21 protein-coding genes are annotated in these 19,820 nt (G+C 50.5%); 11 read left to right on the top strand and 10 right to left on the bottom strand.

Annotated features, from left to right (window positions below; all coding sequences use genetic code 11):
- Positions 1 to 34 precede the first annotated feature (34 nt).
- Positions 35 to 394, top strand: a complete 360-nt coding sequence (locus tag AACQ84_RS02880; RefSeq protein ID WP_012306200.1) for an NAD(P)H-quinone oxidoreductase subunit M — start codon at positions 35 to 37, stop codon at positions 392 to 394.
- Positions 395 to 532: 138 nt separating this feature from the next.
- Here AACQ84_RS02880 and AACQ84_RS02875 read toward each other — a convergent pair whose 3' ends face one another.
- The 3 genes from AACQ84_RS02875 to AACQ84_RS02865 form a co-directional block, all read right to left on the bottom strand.
- On the bottom strand, positions 533 to 1,069 hold the full coding sequence (locus AACQ84_RS02875; RefSeq protein ID WP_012306199.1) for a CHRD domain-containing protein: 537 nt from the start codon (positions 1,067 to 1,069) through the stop codon (positions 533 to 535).
- 401 nt (positions 1,070 to 1,470) lie between these two features.
- On the bottom strand, positions 1,471 to 1,821 hold the full coding sequence (locus AACQ84_RS02870) for a phenylpyruvate tautomerase MIF-related protein (protein WP_012306198.1): 351 nt from the start codon (positions 1,819 to 1,821) through the stop codon (positions 1,471 to 1,473).
- 65 nt (positions 1,822 to 1,886) lie between these two features.
- Positions 1,887 to 2,369: a flavin reductase family protein gene (locus AACQ84_RS02865; RefSeq protein ID WP_012306197.1), complete on the bottom strand. Its 483-nt coding sequence runs from the start codon at positions 2,367 to 2,369 to the stop codon at positions 1,887 to 1,889.
- A 60-nt stretch (positions 2,370 to 2,429) separates the two neighbouring features.
- On the opposite strand from AACQ84_RS02865, the gene AACQ84_RS02860 reads away from it, so the two are divergent.
- The 3 genes from AACQ84_RS02860 to AACQ84_RS02850 all read left to right on the top strand — a co-directional run bounded on the left by AACQ84_RS02860 (position 2,430) and on the right by AACQ84_RS02850 (position 6,820).
- The gene (locus AACQ84_RS02860; protein WP_012306196.1) at positions 2,430 to 2,942 is read left to right on the top strand and encodes a MogA/MoaB family molybdenum cofactor biosynthesis protein; all 513 of its coding nucleotides are present in this window, start codon (positions 2,430 to 2,432) and stop codon (positions 2,940 to 2,942) included.
- A gap of 40 nt (positions 2,943 to 2,982) precedes the next feature.
- Complete coding sequence (locus AACQ84_RS02855; protein WP_012306195.1) at positions 2,983 to 3,972, top strand: vitamin K epoxide reductase family protein; 990 nt, start codon at positions 2,983 to 2,985, stop codon at positions 3,970 to 3,972.
- Between the two features lie 202 nt (positions 3,973 to 4,174).
- Entirely contained in the window at positions 4,175 to 6,820 is a 2,646-nt protein-coding gene (locus AACQ84_RS02850) for a chloride channel protein (protein ID WP_041443344.1), read from the top strand.
- A gap of 34 nt (positions 6,821 to 6,854) precedes the next feature.
- On the opposite strand, the gene trpA is transcribed toward AACQ84_RS02850, so the two are convergent.
- From trpA to ndhL, 3 genes are all read right to left on the bottom strand, one after another.
- Entirely contained in the window at positions 6,855 to 7,649 is a 795-nt protein-coding gene (trpA, locus tag AACQ84_RS02845) for a tryptophan synthase subunit alpha (protein ID WP_012306193.1), read from the bottom strand.
- Positions 7,650 to 7,719: 70 nt separating this feature from the next.
- A complete protein-coding gene (locus AACQ84_RS02840) occupies positions 7,720 to 8,040 on the bottom strand; it encodes a DUF3007 family protein (RefSeq protein ID WP_030005830.1) in 321 nt (106 codons plus the stop codon).
- Positions 8,041 to 8,091: 51 nt separating this feature from the next.
- Positions 8,092 to 8,325, bottom strand: coding sequence for an NAD(P)H-quinone oxidoreductase subunit L (ndhL, locus tag AACQ84_RS02835; protein WP_012306191.1), 234 nt, complete (start codon positions 8,323 to 8,325; stop codon positions 8,092 to 8,094).
- Positions 8,326 to 8,506: 181 nt separating this feature from the next.
- On the opposite strand from ndhL, the gene AACQ84_RS02830 reads away from it, so the two are divergent.
- The 4 genes from AACQ84_RS02830 (at position 8,507) to AACQ84_RS02815 (ending at position 13,719) form a co-directional block, all read left to right on the top strand.
- Positions 8,507 to 10,990, top strand: coding sequence for an ArnT family glycosyltransferase (locus AACQ84_RS02830; protein ID WP_012306190.1), 2,484 nt, complete (start codon positions 8,507 to 8,509; stop codon positions 10,988 to 10,990).
- A gap of 79 nt (positions 10,991 to 11,069) precedes the next feature.
- Positions 11,070 to 11,657 (top strand): peroxiredoxin, encoded by a 588-nt coding sequence (locus AACQ84_RS02825; protein ID WP_012306189.1) that lies wholly within the window; start codon positions 11,070 to 11,072, stop codon positions 11,655 to 11,657.
- Between the two features lie 69 nt (positions 11,658 to 11,726).
- The gene (gene rlmD, locus AACQ84_RS02820; protein ID WP_012306188.1) at positions 11,727 to 13,085 is read left to right on the top strand and encodes a 23S rRNA (uracil(1939)-C(5))-methyltransferase RlmD; all 1,359 of its coding nucleotides are present in this window, start codon (positions 11,727 to 11,729) and stop codon (positions 13,083 to 13,085) included.
- Positions 13,086 to 13,254: 169 nt separating this feature from the next.
- The gene (locus AACQ84_RS02815) at positions 13,255 to 13,719 is read left to right on the top strand and encodes an ATP-binding protein (protein ID WP_012306187.1); all 465 of its coding nucleotides are present in this window, start codon (positions 13,255 to 13,257) and stop codon (positions 13,717 to 13,719) included.
- A 130-nt stretch (positions 13,720 to 13,849) separates the two neighbouring features.
- On the opposite strand, the gene AACQ84_RS02810 is transcribed toward AACQ84_RS02815, so the two are convergent.
- Positions 13,850 to 14,170: a hypothetical protein gene (locus AACQ84_RS02810; RefSeq protein ID WP_012306186.1), complete on the bottom strand. Its 321-nt coding sequence runs from the start codon at positions 14,168 to 14,170 to the stop codon at positions 13,850 to 13,852.
- A 293-nt stretch (positions 14,171 to 14,463) separates the two neighbouring features.
- Between AACQ84_RS02810 and AACQ84_RS02805 the strand changes: the two genes are divergently transcribed.
- From AACQ84_RS02805 to mtnC, 3 genes are read left to right on the top strand one after another with little or no spacing between them, the layout of a single operon-like run.
- On the top strand, positions 14,464 to 15,102 hold the full coding sequence (locus AACQ84_RS02805; protein WP_012306185.1) for a methylthioribulose 1-phosphate dehydratase: 639 nt from the start codon (positions 14,464 to 14,466) through the stop codon (positions 15,100 to 15,102).
- Entirely contained in the window at positions 15,099 to 15,629 is a 531-nt protein-coding gene (locus AACQ84_RS02800) for a 1,2-dihydroxy-3-keto-5-methylthiopentene dioxygenase (protein WP_012306184.1), read from the top strand. Before AACQ84_RS02805 ends, AACQ84_RS02800 begins: the two co-directional genes overlap by 4 nt.
- Positions 15,626 to 16,312 (top strand): acireductone synthase, encoded by a 687-nt coding sequence (gene mtnC, locus AACQ84_RS02795; RefSeq protein ID WP_012306183.1) that lies wholly within the window; start codon positions 15,626 to 15,628, stop codon positions 16,310 to 16,312. The genes AACQ84_RS02800 and mtnC overlap by 4 nt, the downstream gene beginning before the upstream one ends.
- A gap of 94 nt (positions 16,313 to 16,406) precedes the next feature.
- On the opposite strand, the gene AACQ84_RS02790 is transcribed toward mtnC, so the two are convergent.
- From AACQ84_RS02790 to AACQ84_RS02780, 3 genes are all read right to left on the bottom strand, one after another.
- The gene (locus tag AACQ84_RS02790; RefSeq protein WP_012306182.1) at positions 16,407 to 17,363 is read right to left on the bottom strand and encodes a M48 family metallopeptidase; all 957 of its coding nucleotides are present in this window, start codon (positions 17,361 to 17,363) and stop codon (positions 16,407 to 16,409) included.
- 42 nt (positions 17,364 to 17,405) lie between these two features.
- Positions 17,406 to 18,875, bottom strand: coding sequence for an amidophosphoribosyltransferase (gene purF, locus AACQ84_RS02785; RefSeq protein WP_012306181.1), 1,470 nt, complete (start codon positions 18,873 to 18,875; stop codon positions 17,406 to 17,408).
- 243 nt (positions 18,876 to 19,118) lie between these two features.
- Positions 19,119 to 19,811, bottom strand: a complete 693-nt coding sequence (locus AACQ84_RS02780; RefSeq protein ID WP_012306180.1) for a PHP domain-containing protein — start codon at positions 19,809 to 19,811, stop codon at positions 19,119 to 19,121.
- Positions 19,812 to 19,820 lie beyond the last annotated feature (9 nt).

Here is a 19,820-nt window from a genome sequence, read left to right as displayed (position 1 = left end):
TGCAGAATAATTTTCATCTTATCTGTTAAGTCCTATGCTGCTTAAATCCACGACCCGCCACGTCCGCATCTACACTGCCGAAATTCAGAAAAATGAATTAATCCCCAGTGAAACCGTGCTCACCTTGGATGTCGATCCAGATAACGAATTCGTTTGGCCCGAAGAAAGTCTCCAGAAAGTCTATCGCCAGTTCGATGCCCTCGTGGAAAGTAACAGCGGCGAGGATTTAACCGAATACAACCTGCGGCGGATCGGCTCTGACCTAGAAGCCTTTATCCGTGACCTCCTCCAAAAAGGTGAACTCCGCTATAACCTCGACTCACGGGTAATGAACTTCAGCATGGGCTTACCCCAAATGGATCACCCCGATAGCCAAGGCGCTTACCTCCAGTAAGGTTTAGTCTAGACTTAGAATTCACACCAGAAAAACCCGCAGTCTTTGATGAAATTCCCCTCGGAAAAACAAAAGAAACTGCGGGCGATCGCCCCAAAAAATTCAGCAGAAAATCTTGTGAAATTTTAAGCCCTATCCCTAATGAGAATGGGAATGAATAGAACTCAGTTGACCCCGAATAGCCCCGTTCGGGAACTGGGGATTATGAACATTAATATAAAAATCGCTGGGATTCTCTAAAATACGTTGCACAATTCCGGTTTCACCCGTGGGAAATTTCCCTTCTTCCCCTTCCGTCAGGCAGTCCGCAGCATTGCCATCCTCTGGCCCGGCTAAAACTGCGACCACTGGGCCATTTTCATCCATTGCGCCTTCGTGAATATGGGCCGCCATCCCAGAGCCGACGGGAACGAGTTGGATCCCAGTGACCGTCATCGAATAACAAAGGGTGGTCGGATCATTATCAATGCCAAAAACGTAGGCATGGCCCTCACCATTGGCATCACCGACAAGCATTTCCATATTGCCGTCTTCTGGCACCTCTGCGCTACCATCCATCATCGTGTGCAGAATAGTATTGGTATGGCCGGCGAGGGCAACCGAGGGAACCATTGCACTAAGGGCGAGGACGAGATAACTACAAGCGCGTTTTAGGCGTTTTGTTTGACTTTTCATCGGAACTCCTGATTGAAATCGAGATAGCTTTGCAAAAAACAGCGATTAGAACTAGCTATTGATCGTTGTACTATCTCCGCGAAAATAAAGCTTGAATTTAGACGTCAAAGCTCACTTTTTCCGCATTTTGGCGCAGATATTCGGATTTTTAAATTGTTTTGTGAAACAATCAGCCAGGAAATGTTTCTTTGATCCTGCTGACATCAGCAAACTGTCCCATCGTAAGTATTTTTAACTACTGTAAATTACCTAATTTGCCTCCGGCGATCGCCTAAAGATTGTGAGCTTTGCCGCAAAAAAAAGCCGCCCCAAATTTATAGATGCGGCAGCTCCTTGGGATTAGTTGGCGTTTGTCAAGATAAACCCAAACTTAATTGAATCGCTTTGGTCATCGGCTGCGGTTAACCGAAAGTCGAACCATTCCAGCCCCACATACTGCCTTTGGCATCGGCAAACTCAATGTAGATACGGTTTTTGGCAACACCAAGACTCTGGTGAATTTCATTACAGAAATCTTCACTCATGGTGCGGGTGTGATCGCCCATGGTGCCCACACTTTTGATCTCCACATAGCAAGCTGGATCAATCGATCCCCCAAAGGTCATGGGAATCCCGGCCTCAAAAGCGGTCATCACATAGGATTCTGGCTTACCGAGGTGCGCCGCGAGTTTGCGGGACAAATTGAGCAAAAGGGCTTCTACATCCCCCTGGGAAGCGGGTGGTAAAGATGTTTGAACTTTAATCAGAGGCATCGTTTTAAATCAGGAAAATTTTGTTGAAAGACTAGGTCGGTTTTCGGCAAAATAGAGCCTTACTTTTAGCCGCCGTAACTCCAGCCCGTACTCGCCAGGTCGAGAATTTTGCCTTCCCGGTGTACGCCAGCGCCGATCACTTCGCCCACAAAGACCGTGTGATCGCCCTGTTCAACGGCCCCGACCACTTTACATTCCACATAACCAAGGGAATCTTTAATCACTGGACAGCCAGTTTCAGCTCCTTCGTAAAATTCCACATCTTCAAATTTATTGCCGACCCGACGTTTGGGTTTGAAGAAATTGGCGGCCATATCTTTTTGGGAGTCGTCAAGAAAACTCAGGGAAAAGACGCCGGTTTTTTTGAGCATGGCGTGAGAACCAGAATCGGAGCGGACACAATTGACCACGAGGGGGGGCTTAAAGGAACCTTGCATCACCCAACTGGCAGTAAAGCCATTCATCTCATCACCATCCCGCACACCGCAGATATATAATGCGTGGGGAATGTGGAGGAGCATTGTTTTTTTGGCCTGTTCGTCTAGCATTTTTTAACTTCTCCTGTAGGGGTTTGTTGTCACAACCATTGTTAATCATCTTTGCTGATCATGCTGCAACCTCATCCTGATCCTGCTGCGCGTGTCGTCCGTTGTGGGGTGATCACTGTCAGCGATACGCGATCGCCAGAAACAGACAAAAGCGGCCAGTTAATTCAAGCATTACTCACCGCCGCAGGCCATGAAATCGGGGATTATGAGGTGATTAAAGATGATCCAGAGGCGATCGCCCATCGTTTAGAGCACCTCGCCCACGCGAATTTGGAAGCCTTAATTTTTAATGGCGGCACCGGTATCGCCCACCGGGACAACACCTACGATATGCTGGCCAAACATTTAGAAAAAACCTTGCCGGGGTTTGGGGAAATTTTCCGGGCCTTGAGCTACGAGGAGATTGGCTCTAGGGCGATCGCCTCCCGGGCGGTGGCAGGCACCTATCGGGGGATGATTTTATTTTCCCTACCCGGATCGACTGGGGCGGTGCGGTTAGCCATGGAAAAACTCATTTTGCCGGAACTGCGCCATTTAGTCAGCCAACTGCAACCCGCCGCCCCGCAGGTTTAAGATGTAGACAATTTATTGCTTGGAATTTTTTTGACGCGCTATGGTACGCCGACGTTCTCAACCCTGGATCCATCAGTGGTCCCGCCCTATTATCGGGGCGATCGCCATCATTGGCTTTTTGCTCACCAGTTACCTGACGATCTCCAAACTTTTCGGGGCAGAGGTGGCCTGTGGTACAGAAGCAGCAGCGAGCTGTAGTGATGTACTCTCTAGTCCCTACGCCTTTGTCTTTGGCTTGCCCTTGTCGCTGTTTGGGGCGATCGCCTATCTCGCCATGGCCGGTTTTTCCCTAGTGCCCCTGGCGATTAATCCCGAAGACAACAAAAAACTGCGGAACAAATACGAAGATTGGACATGGCTCTTTCTCCTCATTGGTGCCACCGCCATGAGCCTGTTTAGTGCCTACCTGATGTACATTCTCTTTGCGAAAATTGGCGGCGTTTGTCTCTACTGCATCACCTCGGCCACCTTTGCCGCGAGTTTTCTGCTATTAACCCTCTTTGGTCGCTTTTGGGACGATTGGGGTGAAGTGTTCCTGACAATTTTTGTGGTGGCGATAATTACCGCCCTCGGCACCCTCGGCTTATACAACAGCATTGAACGCGATATCCAAGGCAACGTCCCGGTGCTTAATGACCAGGGCCAAGAAATTATTACCCAAGTCCCCAACCGCGCCCCCGAACCGCCCACAGGCTGGGAAATCACCACTACCTCTGGCCCCGCAGAAATTGCCCTAGCCGAACACCTCACAGAAATTGGGGCGAAAGAATATGGCGCTTACTGGTGTCCCCACTGCTACGACCAAAAACAGTTGTTCGGGAAAGAAGCCTTTGCCAAAGTGCCCTACATTGAATGCGCCCCCGAAGGAGAAAATGGCCAGCCTGATGTTTGTGCCGCCGCTGGGCTAGAAGGATTCCCTACCTGGGAGATTAATGGGGAACGTTATGCTGGCACTCAACCGCTACAACGTCTGGCAGAGCTTTCTGGCTACCAAGGTTCCACTGATTTTAAATATGCCTTGCCCCGTTAAGGAGTGAATGCATTACCCATCAGCTTTTACATCCCTAAAATGCATCACCTGATCTGTCAAGGTCAGGTTTTTTTGTCAACGATTGGGCTAAAATTTGCCAAAAATTTTCCTGAAAGGCCCAGGGAAAGATCGTGCTAATCTGCTAGGGGAAAGCTGAAACCAGCGTTTCTGAATCTTTTGAAGCATCTTACGGGCGATCGCCATGGCTTCTGTGCGAAATTGGTGGATTTTTCGATCCTTAGGCCAGCACAGCTTAAACAATAACTATTTATTAATCGAAGCCTGCCTCATTGGTGTCATCTCCGGTTTGGCGGCCCTTTTCCTCAAACAAGGCATTGGTTTCGTGGGGGGATATCGGGTCATCCTGAGTCGTCAATACGGCGCCTGGTTAATCCTGCCTCTGTTTGGGGTGGTTTGCGGCTGGTTGGCGGGCTATCTCCTAGAGACCTTTGCCCCAGAAGCCAAGGGGGGCGGCGTCCCCCAGGTCAAGGTTGTCCTGGCCCAATTTCCCCTGCCGCTAAATTGGAAGGTAGCCTTAGCTAAATCCATTGGCACGATTTTGGTTCTAGGTGGTGGACTGACCCTCGGACGGCGCGGCCCCAGTGTCCATATCGGTGCGGCTCTCGCAGCTCAACTCAGTCAATGGCTGCCGACAACCCCAAACCACCGACGACAGATGATTGCAGCCGGAGCAGCGGCGGGTTTAGCGGCGGGATTTAATACCCCCATTGCTGGGGTACTGTTCGTGGTCGAAGAACTGATGCGGGACATGTCAGGGCTGACTTTAGAAACAGCAATTGTTGCTTCCTTTACGGGCGCGGTGGTCTCCCGCTGGTTTGGCACTTCGGATCTGAATTTGCCCGCAGAGCTATTAAACGCGGCGAATCAAAGTAATTTTTATCTGGCAGAAATCCCCTGGTATTTGCTGTTGGGGGGCTTGGCAGGGGTTTTGGGGGCTTTATTCAATCGCGGTATCTTAACGGTTTTGGGGTTTAATCGTCGTCTCCGTTTGAGCTTGGGGGTGCGGATGGCGATCGCCGGGGCGATTTCGGGCACTGTGGTCGCGTTTTTGCCGCCTTTTTTCCGGGACAATGCAGGGCTACGGGATTTTTTGCTTACGGGGGATGCGGGCTGGCAGGTAATTGCGATCGCCTTTGTCGCCCACTTTTTCCTAAGCTTGATTGCCTATGGCTCCGGCGCACCGGGGGGACTATTTGCACCGACCCTCGTTTTAGGCACGGCCCTCGGTTATTTAGTGGGTACCTGTGCCGAGATCTTTGTGCCAGAGGCGACCCAATATACCTACGCCCTTGCGGGGATGGGGGCTTTTTTTACAGGGGTGGCGCGGGTGCCAGTGACCGCGATTGTAATTGTCTTTGAGCTGACCACAGATTTTAATTTAGTCCTCCCCTTAATGCTGGCTTCGGTGACAGCGCTCATCGTGGCCGAAAGCATTTTTAAAGGTTCGATCTACGAGTATCTCCTGGAAGCCAGCGGCATTCACCTAGAGGAGGAAAAAAACCCCCAGGTGTTAACGGATCTCACCGCCGCCCAGGTGATGCAACCGGAAGTAGAAACCCTGGAAAGCCACCTCAACTTAAAGGATTTAGTCCCCATCCTGTCTGAATCGCCCCACCGGGGTTTTCCGGTTTTAAAACAAGGCAAGCTCGTCGGCATTGTCACCCAAGGGGATCTGGCCCAAATGGCGGCCCAGGGAAAGAATTTAACGGTAGCCCAGGTGATGCAACGCAAGGTGATTACGGTCTCTCCCCGGGCTTCCCTTAGTGATGTTTTGTACCTGCTCAATCGTTATCAAATTTCCCGCCTACCTGTCGTCGATAATGATCAGCTCCAGGGGATTATTACCCGGTCAGATATTATTCGTGCCGAGGCCCAGGAACTCCTCGGGAAAAGTCACCATGCAGTACAGCGCACGCCGTCCTATTGCGTTTATCAAACCCACACCAGCGACAATTACAAGCGCAAACTCTGGGTGGCGATCGCCAATCCCAATACCGCCGAAGCCCTCATCACCTTTGCGGCAGCCATTGCCAAGGAAAAAAATGCCATGGTCTATTGCCTGAATGTGGTGCAGGTGGCAGCAACCTATCCCCTCACCGATGCCCACATGAACACCTATCCAGAACGGCATCTGATGGAAAAACTGGAACGCCTTGGGGAGACATTGGGGATCTCAATCCACACCCAAGTGATCCTCGCCTACGATGTGGCCGGGGCCATTCTTCAGGAAATTTCGAGCAAGGATCAGGGGTTAATCTTGGGTTGGCAAGGCGATCGCCACCCAGGGGGGCAACTGTTCGGGAGTGTAATGGAATATCTCGTGAAAAAAGTGCCCTGTGACGTGATTTTGGTGAAAACGAGCCACGCCCATCCCCTCCAATTTAAGGCTCAAACAGGAAAAATCCGCGCCCTCGTTCCCATTGCGGGCGGCCCCAACGCCGAACGCGCCCAGGAATTCATCCCAGCACTGCTGCACCTGTCCCCAGAGGTGGTGCGCTATTCCCTGCCGTCCCAAATTTGCCTCTGTCAGGTCTATCAACCCCAACAACGCCCCCAACATTTTCCGCTGCTCGTCAAGGCCAAGCGAGGCTTGGATCCCCTGGTCGAAATTCCCATTATTCCCCTACCTATTCGCTCGTCCCACATTGCTGACAGTTTAATCCGCCTAATCAAAGAAGAAACCTACGATCTGGTCATTCTGGGAGCTAGCCGAGAAAGCTTATTTCAAAAGGCGCTCCATGGAAATATCCCGGAGGCGATCGCCAAGGGGACAAACCGCACAGTGGTGATTATTCGGGGGGCCTTAGACGTCACTGACCCCGAATGATCTTTCATTTTCTCGATCTACAACAGGCCCATCGTTAGGCGATCGCTTCCTTGAGGGACTCACAAAATTCTTTGACTGCCGCTAAACCTTCGGCGGGCGTTCCAGTGGCGAGGCGTTTGACTACCGCACTGCCGACGATCACGCCATCCGCGCCCCATTCTTTTAGCTGTCTTGCCTGGGCTGGATCCGAAACCCCGAAACCAACCCCGATGGGCTTATCGGTCACTTGACGTAACTTCGGCAACAGTTCCCCGACACGGCTGGCCACAGAGGTTCTCGCCCCCGTGACCCCCGTCACACTCACGAGGTAAATGAAACCTTGGGATGCTTTGGCGATCGCCTCGATCCGTTCCGTGGGACTGGTGGGAGCCACCAATAAAATCAAATCAAGACCATGACTTGTTGCTGCATCCAGCACCATCTGGGATTCCTCTAGGGGCAGATCCGGGATCACCAAACCTTTGACTCCCGCCGCTGCCACTTGGGCCATAAAAGCATCAATGCCCCGATAAAAAATCGGATTGTAATAGGTGAATAAAATAATCGGTGCTGTTAATTGCCCATGGACTCGTTGCACGATCGCTAAAACTTGCTCAAGGGTGACGCCCCGGCTCAAGGCCCTGGTTGCCGCCGCTTGGATTGTCGGCCCATCGGCGAGGGGATCAGAATAGGGGACGCCGAGTTCAATAAAATCAGCCCCGGCTGCGTCTAAAATTTTGAGGGCCTGTTCTGTCGTTTCTAAATCTGGATCACCCGCTGTAATGAAGGGAATCAGCGCACATTGGCCCGCCTGCTTGAGGGATCGGAAACGTTCAGAAACAGAGGTCATGATTTTGTTCGATAAAAACACACAAGGGGTTATTGTACGTCCCCAACTCCCCCTTCGGTAAAGATTGCCGTTACTTTTTTGGCGAAGTTTGATCTTCCGTTGCCTCAAGTTCTGCCTGGAGTTGGGCTAATTCTTCGGGGCTCATCTCATCTAAGCGCCGCTGCAGGGCTGCTTCTTCGTAATCTCGCCGCTGTTGATGAAAGGTCATATTGCGGGTTCCTACTCGAAACAGATAGGTTCCCACCCAGACAAACACCACAATTACCAGCAACGCCTGGGACCAGATCCCTGCATCTAAACTTTCGAGGCCCGCAACTTTGAGGCCACCATAGAGTAGCCCACCCACGATGAAAATACCGAAACTGATGGCCAAGATATCAATGCGTCGCATGGTTTTAGGGGGAGAAGTTGGCAAGGATGGGAAAATTCATTCGGCAAAGCCTTAGACTTCGCGACGGCGGGGACGGAAATTCAGGAAAGGGCTTAGGAGGAGCATCCCAGGGAACAAAAAGAAAACGAAGAAATACATCACAAGTCGCTCGATGGAACTGGCGACATACCAACGGTTATTGAGATAAAAATAGAGACCAGCAGGCAAAACGAGCAGATAGGTCACGCTGAGGCTGAGGTAGAGGGTGGCAATCAGGAGGGTTTCAACGGGAATATCAAAGGGCATGGGTTTGTGGTGGTGATGATTTGCTTGGGGATTATTTTATCCTAGTGCCCCAAGGGTCAAGCAAGGTGTGGTGATTTGAGAAATTATTTTTGTCTATGGCAAGGATAACGAGAAGCTTTACCTTGAGGGATTTTTTCCGATACATTGCAGCTAGGCTAAATCCATCAGGGGAGTTTTAACATTGCAGGATCAGGTCGCAAAATCACCCAGAGCGCCTTGGAAGACTGGGTTACTTTTATTGGGGTTGTGGCTGGGAATTAATCTCGGCGATCGCCTGTGGTTATGGCTCGATCAAAGTGTACCTTCTTGGGATCATGCCGACTATCTCACGGAGAGTTTGAACTACGTTGCCGCATTTCGCCAATTCCCCGGCTGGGAGAATTTTTGGCGCTTATCCAATAAGATTCCTCCCTTCACCCATTTTATTGCGGCGCCATTTCAACTCATTTTTGGGCCGGGAAATGATCAAGCTCTGCTGATGAATCTGGTATTTAGCGGTGTTCTAATGCTGGTGGTTTACGGCATTGGCCAGCGATTATTTAATCGTTCGGTGGGTTTGTGGAGTGCGGCGATCGCCCTTTTAATGCCCCGCTTGACGTTCCCTCGACTTTACTATGTGACGGATTTTCCCCTTGCTGCTGTCACGCCATTGGCATTTTGTTGTTTAACCTATTGGTATTTTGCGCAAACCCGTCGCGCCCAATGGCTCTGGGTAATAGGGTTTGGGATCAGTGCTGGGTGTGCCCTGATGACAAAACAAACCGCTCTCTTTTTTTTGTTTGTGCCGACAGGATTTTCCTTGGCCGCTCAACTCTGGCAGAAGCAATGGGTAAGGGTTCTACAACTTCTCTGCGGTCTGCTGCTCTCCCTTCCGATCTGGGGAATTTGGTATCGCACAAATTTTATCTACTTATTCAGTACCTATGAGCGCGCCAACGTCGCATCGGCAGCGAGGGAAGGAGATCCTCCTCTAAATACCTTGGGGGCATGGGTTTACTATTGGTTGGATTTACCCCAGGCGATCGCCTGGATTCTGTTGCTGGTGCCCCTTGTTGGTATTGCGTTGCACTTACTACGTCGTTTTCCTACCCAAAACGCTAAATATCAACTTCCTGTAAGACAAAGTTTGTATTGGTTAGGGATTTATTTTGGTGGTGCTTATTTGCTGCTATCAGCGATGTACAACAAAGATGGCCGCTATATCATGCCCTATCTGCCAATTGTGGCGGTTTTCTTGGGGTATGGCCTGACCCAGTGGCGCGGTAAATGGCAACCTGTGCGTTGGGGAACCGTGGGTTTAGCTGCAATCTTTTGGCTCATCCAATTGTTTCCTTTGCCAGTCATTGCGGGACTGGTACCAGATCCTAATTATCCGGATCGGCAGACCTATCCCCACCCAGAAATTATCCAGGAAATTATTGAGCAAACTCCAAATTTAAGAAGTAACTTGGGGGTGATCCCTGGGGTGGCGATCGCCAATAATCACACGCTTAATTACTATGGCGCTCTACGGGATTTTCAGGTGTATGGGCGGAATTTAGGGAGTACTCCAGAACAGTTGGCTCAAGACAAGGAGTCCTTTGATTGGTTCCTCACGAAAACAGGAGAGGACCCCCACCGCAACGCGGATCAGTTGGCCCTCGCGGCGAGTTTAGATACTGATCCTGAGTTTCTGCTCCAGGGGAGTTGGCCGCTGCCGGATCAAGATCAGCTAAAGCTCTATCACCGTCGCCAACCTTTGGTTTCTGTCGAAGCTGCTGATACCACTCAAAGTCCTGTGGCATTACAAAATGTGGCCGTCGCACCAGAGGCGATCGCCGGTCAACCTCTTCCGATTACCTACACTTGGTCGGGAAATCGGCAGGATTTAACCAAGGGTATGGCGTTACTCACCTGGTCAAACGGCGAACAGTTTTGGATCCAGGATCACCAGTTGGCCTTCGGGATGCTACGGGAGGATGCAGAGAACAAAGGCGATCGCCTCGAAATTATTGAACGTACCGCCACTTTACCGCCAGCAGATTTACCAACGGGCCTTTACACTTTGGAGGCCCAGTATCTCGATCCAGCCACCGGGGAAGCCCGCCCCTTGAACCAACCGACAGTCACTGTAGAAATTTTGTCGGCCACAGGCGAAGCCTTAACGCCAACACAATTGGTGGCCTTGGATTGGCTGACCCAACTTCGGGAAATTGCGCCCCAACTTGGTGAAGGCATTGCGGGGTTAGAGCCATTATTTGCCCACGTGGAGCGGCTTAACCAGTACGATCCAGTCCAGGATTATTTACAGCAAGTGGAAGATAGCCTTGCCTATCGCCTCACACAAACGCCAGCCAACGCAACCAACCGCCCCCAACTGCGGGATTGGTATTGGGCCAAAACCCTTGCCCATGCTCTCCAAGAGGAATCTCAGGCCACCATCGAGACCCTGACTCAACTGCAGCAACTGGCCCTAGACGATCCCTGGGTGAATGCCTACATCGCCTTCGTCCATCTGTACCGTTGGGAACCCAGGCAGGCAGAATTGGCCATTACGCCAGTTTTAGACGAGCTAGGGGATGTCCCAGAAATTCAGGCGATCGCCGGGGTGGCGGCGCTCCTCCAGGGAAAACTCTTCAAAGCCTGGTCAGTGGTGCAAACCCTCAAGGCCCAGGGCGTTTTGTAACCCATTTTCACTGGTTTTCGGGACGCAAAATAGCGGTGTGATACCTTGGGGAAAGATTTTGCGTTGGAACACGATAACCATGGCCGCACAAGTGGGACAATTGGCACCGGACTTTACCGCTACCGCCGTCATTGATCAAGAGTTCAAAACCATTAAGTTGTCCGACTATCGGGGGCAATATGTGGTGTTGTTTTTCTACCCGCTCGATTTCACTTTTGTCTGTCCAACAGAAGTAGGAGCCTTTAGCGATCGCCACGGGGAATTTCAAAAACTCAATACGGAAGTATTGGGCGTTTCCGTAGATAGTGAATTTGCGCACCTCGCCTGGATCCAAACAGACCGCAAAATGGGTGGCGTGGGCGATTTAGCCTTTCCCCTGGTGTCTGATTTAAACAAAACCATTAGCACGGCCTACGGCGTCCTCGAACCGGAAGCGGGGATCTCCCTGCGGGGACTTTTTATCATCGACCCGGAAGGAATGATCCAACACATCACCGTGAATAATTTTTCCTTTGGCCGCAGCCTTGACGAAACCCTGCGGGTGCTCCAAGCGATTCAGCACGTCCAGACTAATCACAATGAAGTTTGTCCCGTCGATTGGCAAGTGGGCGATCGCACCATGGTGCCAAACCCAAGCGAAGCCCAGGCTTATTTCTCGACCCTCTAGGGAAAAACTGCCGGATTGACCGCAAGAAAGGCTAAAGTGTGAAGGCACTTTGAAAGCGAATTTAGCACCATGCACCAAGGCGATCTGATTGAACTCTCCATCCATGACCTTAATAGCCAGGGGGCTGGGGTCGGTCGCCATGGGGATCAAGTTGTGTTTGTGCCGGATACGGTGCCAGGCGATCGCCTCCAGGTGCGGATCGTCCGTCTCAAGCGACAATACGCCATCGGTCAACTGCAAAAAGTTTTAGAACCCGCCCCAGAACGGCGGCGTCCCCCCTGCATCGTGGCGGACAAATGCGGTGGTTGTCAGTGGCTCCAGGTAGAAGATTCTCTACAACAGCAGGTCAAAACCAACGAAATTCAACAGGCCCTCCAGCGCATTGGTGGTTTCCAGGATCTCGACATTCAGCCGATCCTGAGTGGTGATGGGCCATTGAGTTATCGCAATAAGGCCACCTATCCCCTGGGTCGTTCCAGTAGTATGGGCAATGTGCAAGCCGGGTATTACCGCAAAGGAAGCCACCAACTGATCAACCTCAACCAATGCCCAGTACAGGATTCGCGCCTCAATCCCCTCTTGGAAAATGTCAAAATTGACATCCAAAACCAAGGCTGGTCGATCTACAACGAAACCAAACACCAGGGCAAATTACGCCACCTCGCCCTCCGCATTGGTCAGCGCACCGGGGAAATGCTGTTGACGCTAATTTCCACCAGTGGTGATTTGATTAACCTAGAAACCCAAGCTGAAACCTGGCTCGAAGAATATCCCGGTCTTGTGGGGGTTTGTTTGAACGAAAACCCGAAAAAAGGCAACCTCATCTGGGGTGACACCACAAAGGCGATCGCCGGTCGTCCCTACCTCGAAGAAATTTTTGCGGGACTAACCCTCAAGCTCCGGCCTGAAACCTTTTTCCAAGTCAACACCAGCGCCGCCGAAGCCCTCCTTACGGCAATTACTCAACAGCTCACCTTTACCGGTGAAGAAATCCTCGTCGATGCCTACTGTGGTGTGGGAACCTTCACCTTGCCCCTAGCGAAAAAAGTCCAGCAGGCGATCGGCATCGAAGTTCAAGCAAGCTCGATCCAGCAGGCCTGGGAAAATGCCCACCACAACGATATCCATAATGTGGAATTCTACGCTGGCACCGTAGAGTCAATTCTACCTAGTCTGGATGTCACTGCTGATATCGTGCTCCTTGATCCCCCCCGTAAAGGCTGCGATCGCCAAGTGCTCGATGCTCTCCTTCACAGCAAACCCAAGCAAATTGTTTATATCAGTTGTAATCCTGCAACCCTCGCCCGCGACCTCAAACACCTTTGTGCCACCCAACAGTACCAAATCCAGTGGGTGCAGCCCGCCGACTTCTTTCCCCAAACGCCCCATGTCGAATGCGCCGTTCTCTTGAATTTCGTGGAAACCTAAAATTTTTTGTATAATACAAGGCAGAAACCACGACAAGATCGTTCGGGATTCCCTACAGGCAAACAAACTATGTTGTGACCACTACTTTTTGGGTTTATGCCATAAGCTACCCCACTGAGCCCAGTTTTCCCCATTCATCCCTGCGCACATCCCCAAAGGAGCATTAACTGTGATCGCGATTTCATTGCCGCCGCTAAAATCCCATTGGACGACCCTCAGTTTTGCCTCTACCCTCTACTTAGTCCCGATTCTCGACCTTCTCCTAGACCGTATCCCCAGTGACTGGCGCTACGAAGTTCAACTCGGTCTCCAGGAAGCACTGATTAATGCGGCCAAACATGGTAATCGACTAGATCCCAGCAAAAAAGTCATTGTTCATTTCTACATGGGGGCAGAACAATGCTCATGGATTATTACCGATGAGGGTCAAGGCTTTGACCGTCAGGCTCAATGTTGTCAATTAAATGATGATCTCCTCCCCCCTGAAGAAGATGAATGTGGTCGTGGCCTCTGTTTGCTCTATCAAATTTTCGACCAAATTCACTGGAACGCCGCCGGTAATCAATTACGCCTAAGTAAACGCTTCAGTAGCGCCCCGGTGATCTCCCTAGACTCTGCACCGTCAATCCATTAAGCGGCCCCAGAAAGTCCTCAGAATTAATTTTAATTTTTCCAGATTTCTCTAGTGCAACCACTAACGCCCCTGTTTCATGGGGCTATTTAACTGTTATCTCTGGCTGGGCCATCACTTCCGTAATTCATCCCTAGCTTGCCGTTGCCGGATTAGTAGAGGAAGGGGGCGTACGACGGCTTGGGAAGGTTTTAGAAGATTCGGATTCGCCCATGGGCACGAATTCAATGTGATTGAGTAGCGTTGTCACAAAGGCAAATAAGAGAAAGGGCAAAGATAAGACAACAACAAGGGCAACGGTGGCCAGGGCATAAACTTGCCGGGTTGCACTCCAAAGGGCGAGGGTGGTCGCAAGACTCAGAAAGATGACAATCAGCCAAACAATAATTTGCCCATAGATATCGCCAAAGGTTAGGGTGCAAACCATGCGGTATTTTTTAATTTCGTTATCCATTATCAATAATTGATTTTTATTTTTGTTTTTAGCCAAAGATGACTGATTGTAGTCAGCATCATGTTCTGGTTGTAAACGATTTATGAGAATGAATGGTCAAAGTTGCAACATCAATTAACAAAGAAAGCAACTAAAAGTTGAGTAAAAACACTTATCTGCAATGGTGTTTTGGCTAAAAATTTCCCGTAAAAAGATAAAGTCCCAGTTGTCGCTAGAAATGTCGCGCTAACCATGACATCAATCAGTAAAATATTAAGATTTGCTTTTATTTTTTCTGCTTTATTTGTGCCCAAATGTCTTTAGAGAACCAGACCCAAAAAGAAAGGCTATGTGCTGTGATACGGCAACTCCATACCCAGGGAAAATCACCGGCCACTTCGACGAATTATTCATTTTTGGACGAAGATCAAGTTATTTTTGTCTCCCGCAGTGGCGTTGATAAATCTCAATTTCAACCGGAGGATTTTATTGCGGTAGATACAATGGGTTTGCCGCTGCCCCCCGATGAAGGAATTAAGCCTTCGGCAGAAACTTTAATTCACTGCTTTATTTATCAAAACTTTCCGGGAATTACCTGTGTGTTGCATACCCATTCAGTGGCGGCAACGTTGTTGTCTGGGATATTTGCGGCGAAACAAGCTGTTACCTTTAGCGGCTACGAGGTAATTAAGGGCATTGCGGGTCAAACCACCCACGAAACGGCGATCGCCTTACCGATTTTCGCCAATGACCAAGACATGAAATCCTTTTGTCAACAACTCGCCCAGCGACAGGAGGAGTTAAATAATTACGGCTTTTTAATCGCAAAACATGGCCTTTATGCCTGGGGAGAAACCATGGCGATCGCCAAGCGTCATCTAGAGGTTTGGGAGTTCATGTTAGAATGCGAGCTTGAGCAATTGAAAATCACGCCCCCCTTGGCTGCCCGATGACGACGTTATATCAGACCGAATCGAAACAAACCTTAACCGACCCCGCGACGATCAAAGATTTTTTAAAAAGCCATGGTATTTGGTTTGAGCAATGGGAAACGCCTGCCCAATTAACCCAGGAGGCGTCCCAAGCAGACATTCTCGCCGCCTATGCCGATGTGCTCGATCCTTTCATGGCGGCCAATGGTTACCAAAGCGCCGATGTGGTGAATATCCACAGTGGCATTGAAAACTACCAAGCGATCCGCGAAAAATTTCTCGCAGAACATACCCACTCCGAAGACGAAGTGCGCTTTTTTGTCGCTGGTCAGGGTTTATTTTGGTTTAACCTCGACGGTACCGCCGTGTTTAATGTTTGTTGCGAAGCGGGCGATTTAATCTCTGTCCCCCAAGGCACTAAGCACTGGTTTGATGCGGGGCCAGTGCCCAATGTGAAAGCCATTCGCATTTTCTCGGATACCGCAGGCTGGACGCCCCACTACACTGGCTCCCAAGTTGAACAACAATACCGCGCCATCACCCTATGATTCAGTTTGTCTTGATGGACATCGAGGGCACAACCACCTCTGTGAGTTTTGTGTTTGATGTGTTGTTTCCTTATTTTCGGGACAATATTCAAAGCATTGCCAGCCGGGCCGAGGAACCAGAAATTGCGGCAATCCTCAAACAGGTGCAGGATTTAGCCCTCACTGAAACCGGAACATCTCTCGATCAAACTGGGGCGATCGCCACATTACACCAATGGTCAGTAGAAGACCGCAAAGTTGCCCCCCTGAAAGCAATGCAAGGTTTTTTGTGGGAAGAGGGTTACAAAAACGGCGATTTTCGGGGCCATGTTTATCCAGATGTATTGCCCAAACTAAAAGAGTGGCAAAAAGAGGGCATCCAGTTGGGGATTTATTCCTCTGGCTCGGTTAAGGCCCAAAAGCTCCTGTTCGGCTACTCTGACTATGGTGACCTCACGGGCTACTTCGATTACTTCTTTGATCTCAAGGTCGGCCAAAAACGAGATGTGCAATCATATCAGGCGATCGCCCAGGCTGTGCAACTTCCGCCTGAGGCAATCCTGTTTCTATCGGATGTCCCTGCCGAATTAGACGCGGCGATCCAAGCCGGATACCAAGCATGGCAACTCGTCCGCCCCGGAACAACTGCTTCTCCGACCCATCAGCAAGTTACGGACTTTGGGGCAATTACAAGCCTGCATTAAGGGGGGCAATAGATGCATTACTGGCATCGCTCAACATCGCAATTCTAACCTCAGCCCTAGCCATCCCCCTCCAATCCTTTATCCCCCACGGGATTTATTCGGTTCCTTTGGCCTTTTTGATTTCTGCTTTAAGTTCTTCAATTTGACGACGCAAACTATCTAGATCACTTTCATCTTCGGCATTCACGTCTACTGAACCAGTACCGGCTTGGGCATAATGACCCTGTTTAATCCGTTGATATTCTTCAGAGGCTTCCCAGGTTTTGATAAAGCTCAATCGCTCCACCGGGAAAGGATGACTTAGAAATGTCCCATTACCGCCGTTGTAGATTAAAAACTTATAAATTTGGTTCAATTGATCCTGATCAAGCTCATCGTAATCCTGAGACTGTTGGGTAAACTCAGTCAAACTCATTTCGTGGCCGTATTTCGCACTGCCGCCGGCGAGCTTCATCATGGTATGCAAAATGGGGTTGAGATCATCCATCACCAGGAGAGCGGCCCGATCCGCCGAAAGTTCTGCCTTCCGCCGCCATTCATAAAAAGCGTAAAGTAACCCTGTGGTGATGACATTACCGAGGCCAAGGGTAATTTCCCCCAGGAAAGAAGCTGCCCCCATGGCCCACATTGCCATTTGGATCAAAATCGTATGGTCGCATTTAATGTGTCCCAACTCATGGGCCATCACCGTCCGTAACTCTGTTTCATCGAGTAAATCCATTAACCCCGTATTCACCACAATGTAAGGATGATCATGGCCGAGGGCATAGCTATTGACCATCGGATTTTGGTTGACATAAAGGGTCGGCTCTGGGGAAATATCCAAATCATGGACACATTCCCGAAAAATGCCGTACAGGGTTGAATACTGACGGGGGCCTGCTTTGATATTGTTGCCCATTAAAAAAACCTGCTGGGGTCGTTCGTAGATATATTCCACAAAACGACTAGCCAACAGCTTAAAACCGGGCAGGTTACGGAGGGCTTCTTCTGCTTGGCGATCGAGGGGATGACGAAAGGCTTCGCTAGAAATTCCGGGATAGGTCGGCATTAATACTTCCTTTACCGCTCTCAATCCATGGGAACGGCTTTGCTAGACAGTGGCTTTTTCTAACATTAGCTTAGATGACTTGATCGCGTCCGGAATTTCAATGGGATAGTGACCATCGAAGCAAGCAGTACAGAAACTAGAAGTGCGTTCGTTGGTGACATCTAGCATGCCCTCTTTGCTGAGGTAGGTCAGGGAATCAACTTCAATTTGTTTTTCGATTTCAGCCAGGGACTTTGTCGCAGCAATCAGTTGATCTTGGCTGTCGGTGTCGATGCCGTAGAAACAGGGATGGGTCACAGGGGGCGAGGAAATGCACATATGGACTTCAGCGGCCCCAGCTTGCCGGAGCGCCCGGACAATTTTACGGCTGGTAGTGCCGCGCACAATGGAGTCGTCCACGATGATAATTCGTTTACCTTGGAGGACATCTTTTAGGGGGTTGAGCTTCATGCGGATCCCCACTTCCCGCATGTGCTGGGTCGGTTGAATAAAGGTACGGCCTACGTAGCGGTTTTTAATGAGTCCTTCCCCAAAGGGAATCCCAGAGGCACGGGAAAAACCGATGGCGGCGGGAATACCAGAGTCAGGAACCCCCATGACGAGATCGGCTTCAATGTTGGATTCTTTGGCCAATTGCGCCCCCAGGCGGAGACGGTAACTAAAGAGGGTTTCGTCGTGGACAATGCTATCGGGACGGGCAAAATAGATCATCTCGAAGACACAAAGCTTCCGGTCTGGTTTTTCAGACCACTGCTGGGCAGTTAGGCCAGATTCGGTAATCCAGACCATTTCGCCTGGTTCGACGTCCCGCAGATAGTCCGCGCCAATGATGTCGAGGGCACAGGTTTCAGAAGCCAGAACATAACGGGTGCTGCCATCTTCCTCGGTGAGGGTGCCAATGACGAGGGGACGCACTCCTTGGGGATCCCGTGCGCCAATAATGCCGTCCGGGGTACCGATGACCAAGCTATAGGCACCGGAACAAAGGTTAAAGGCAGCGATCGCCGCTTCAGTCCAATCTTTCCCTTGATCGACATAGATGGCGATCGCCTTAGCGATCATTTCTGAGTCTGTGGTGGTCTGAAAATCTAGACCATCGGCAAGGGACAACAACTTATCCTTCAGCTCGATGGTGTTCACCAGGTTGCCGTTGTGGGCGAGGGCCAAAGTCCCCAGGCGAGTTTCTTCAAGGGCAGGCTGGGCATTGCACTTATGGCTAGAGCCAGTTGTGGAGTAGCGGTTGTGGCCCACGGCCCAAACCCCAGGCAGTTCCTGCAGTTTTTCTTCGCTAAAGACTTGGGAAACAAGGCCCATACCTTTGTGCACGTGCATTTGCGTACCGTCAAAGGTCGCGATCCCTGCGGATTCTTGCCCCCGATGTTGGAGCGCAAAGAGTCCGAAATATGCCAGTTTTGCCACTTCTTCCGTTGGGGCATAGATACCGAAAACACCACAGTATTCCTTGGGTTTGTCGGGGAGATCGTTGGCATAGACAGTTTGAGGGACAGTCATCCTACAGGTTGCACTCCTAGTTAGTGGGTGAAAGAGAGTAAGGAAATTCAGCGGTTACGATGGCTACAATACCACGTCAATGAATGCCTTGAGGGACAAAATCCACAAAGGCTTTAACCCCACTTAATCTCGTTTTAAGGGTCGCGGCAGGATTAATGGGGGCAAAGGAGGAAAATATTCCTTGGGTAAGTTTATTTTAGGCCAGAATTTTGCTATGCGGGGATCAAAGTTTCGCAGCGATCCCTAAAGTCGTTGCTGGAGGCTGCGACCATGGGTATCTGTGCCGCAGGTGAGCCATAGATTGTGCCGATGGCCAAGGGCAGCCACCACCGGGGTATGTTTTTGGCTAGGCACCCAGGGTTTCGGGTTGTCGTAGGCGTAATAGGCTTCTACACCATCAATGTTAAGGGATGCTGCTGCCGGGATTAACTCCGTGGCAGGACGACGATAACGGGCGGGATGCGCCAGAACAGCTAAGCCTCCAGCGGCATGGATCGCGTCAATAATCACTGCTGCTGCGGCGCGATCGCCTTCCGGAATTTCCCGGTTAAAGTAAGGGGTGATCGCACTGTGATCGGGGTTAAACCCATAGGCAAGGATATGTACTGTGGTGTCAAGGAGGATGCCGTTAATTTCGATGCCCGTCCAGAGGTGGGGCAAGGGTCGTGTCGTATCATTCTGCTGCTGTCGGCTGAGGTAGCTTTGGGCCTGGTGATAGCCGTGGATGGTGTGGTGGTCAGTGATCGCAAAGCCTTTTAGACCGATGGCGATCGCCTGGTCAACAATTTCTGTTGGGGTGAGTTGACCATCGGAACAGACCGAATGCATGTGGAAGTTGTACTGATTGGGGCAACTGGTTGCCGTTAGACTGCGCCAAGCCTTTTCGAGCGCTTGCAAATCTTGAGCCGCACTTGGAACAGACAAAGTAGAAGTCATGGCGAAGGC

It is taken from the genome of Picosynechococcus sp. PCC 7002 (assembly GCF_963860125.1).
In the GTDB taxonomy this organism is placed as follows: domain Bacteria; phylum Cyanobacteriota; class Cyanobacteriia; order Cyanobacteriales; family MRBY01; genus MRBY01.
Note: the sequence above shows the minus strand (reverse complement) of the source record. Positions and strands in the feature narration are given on the sequence as shown.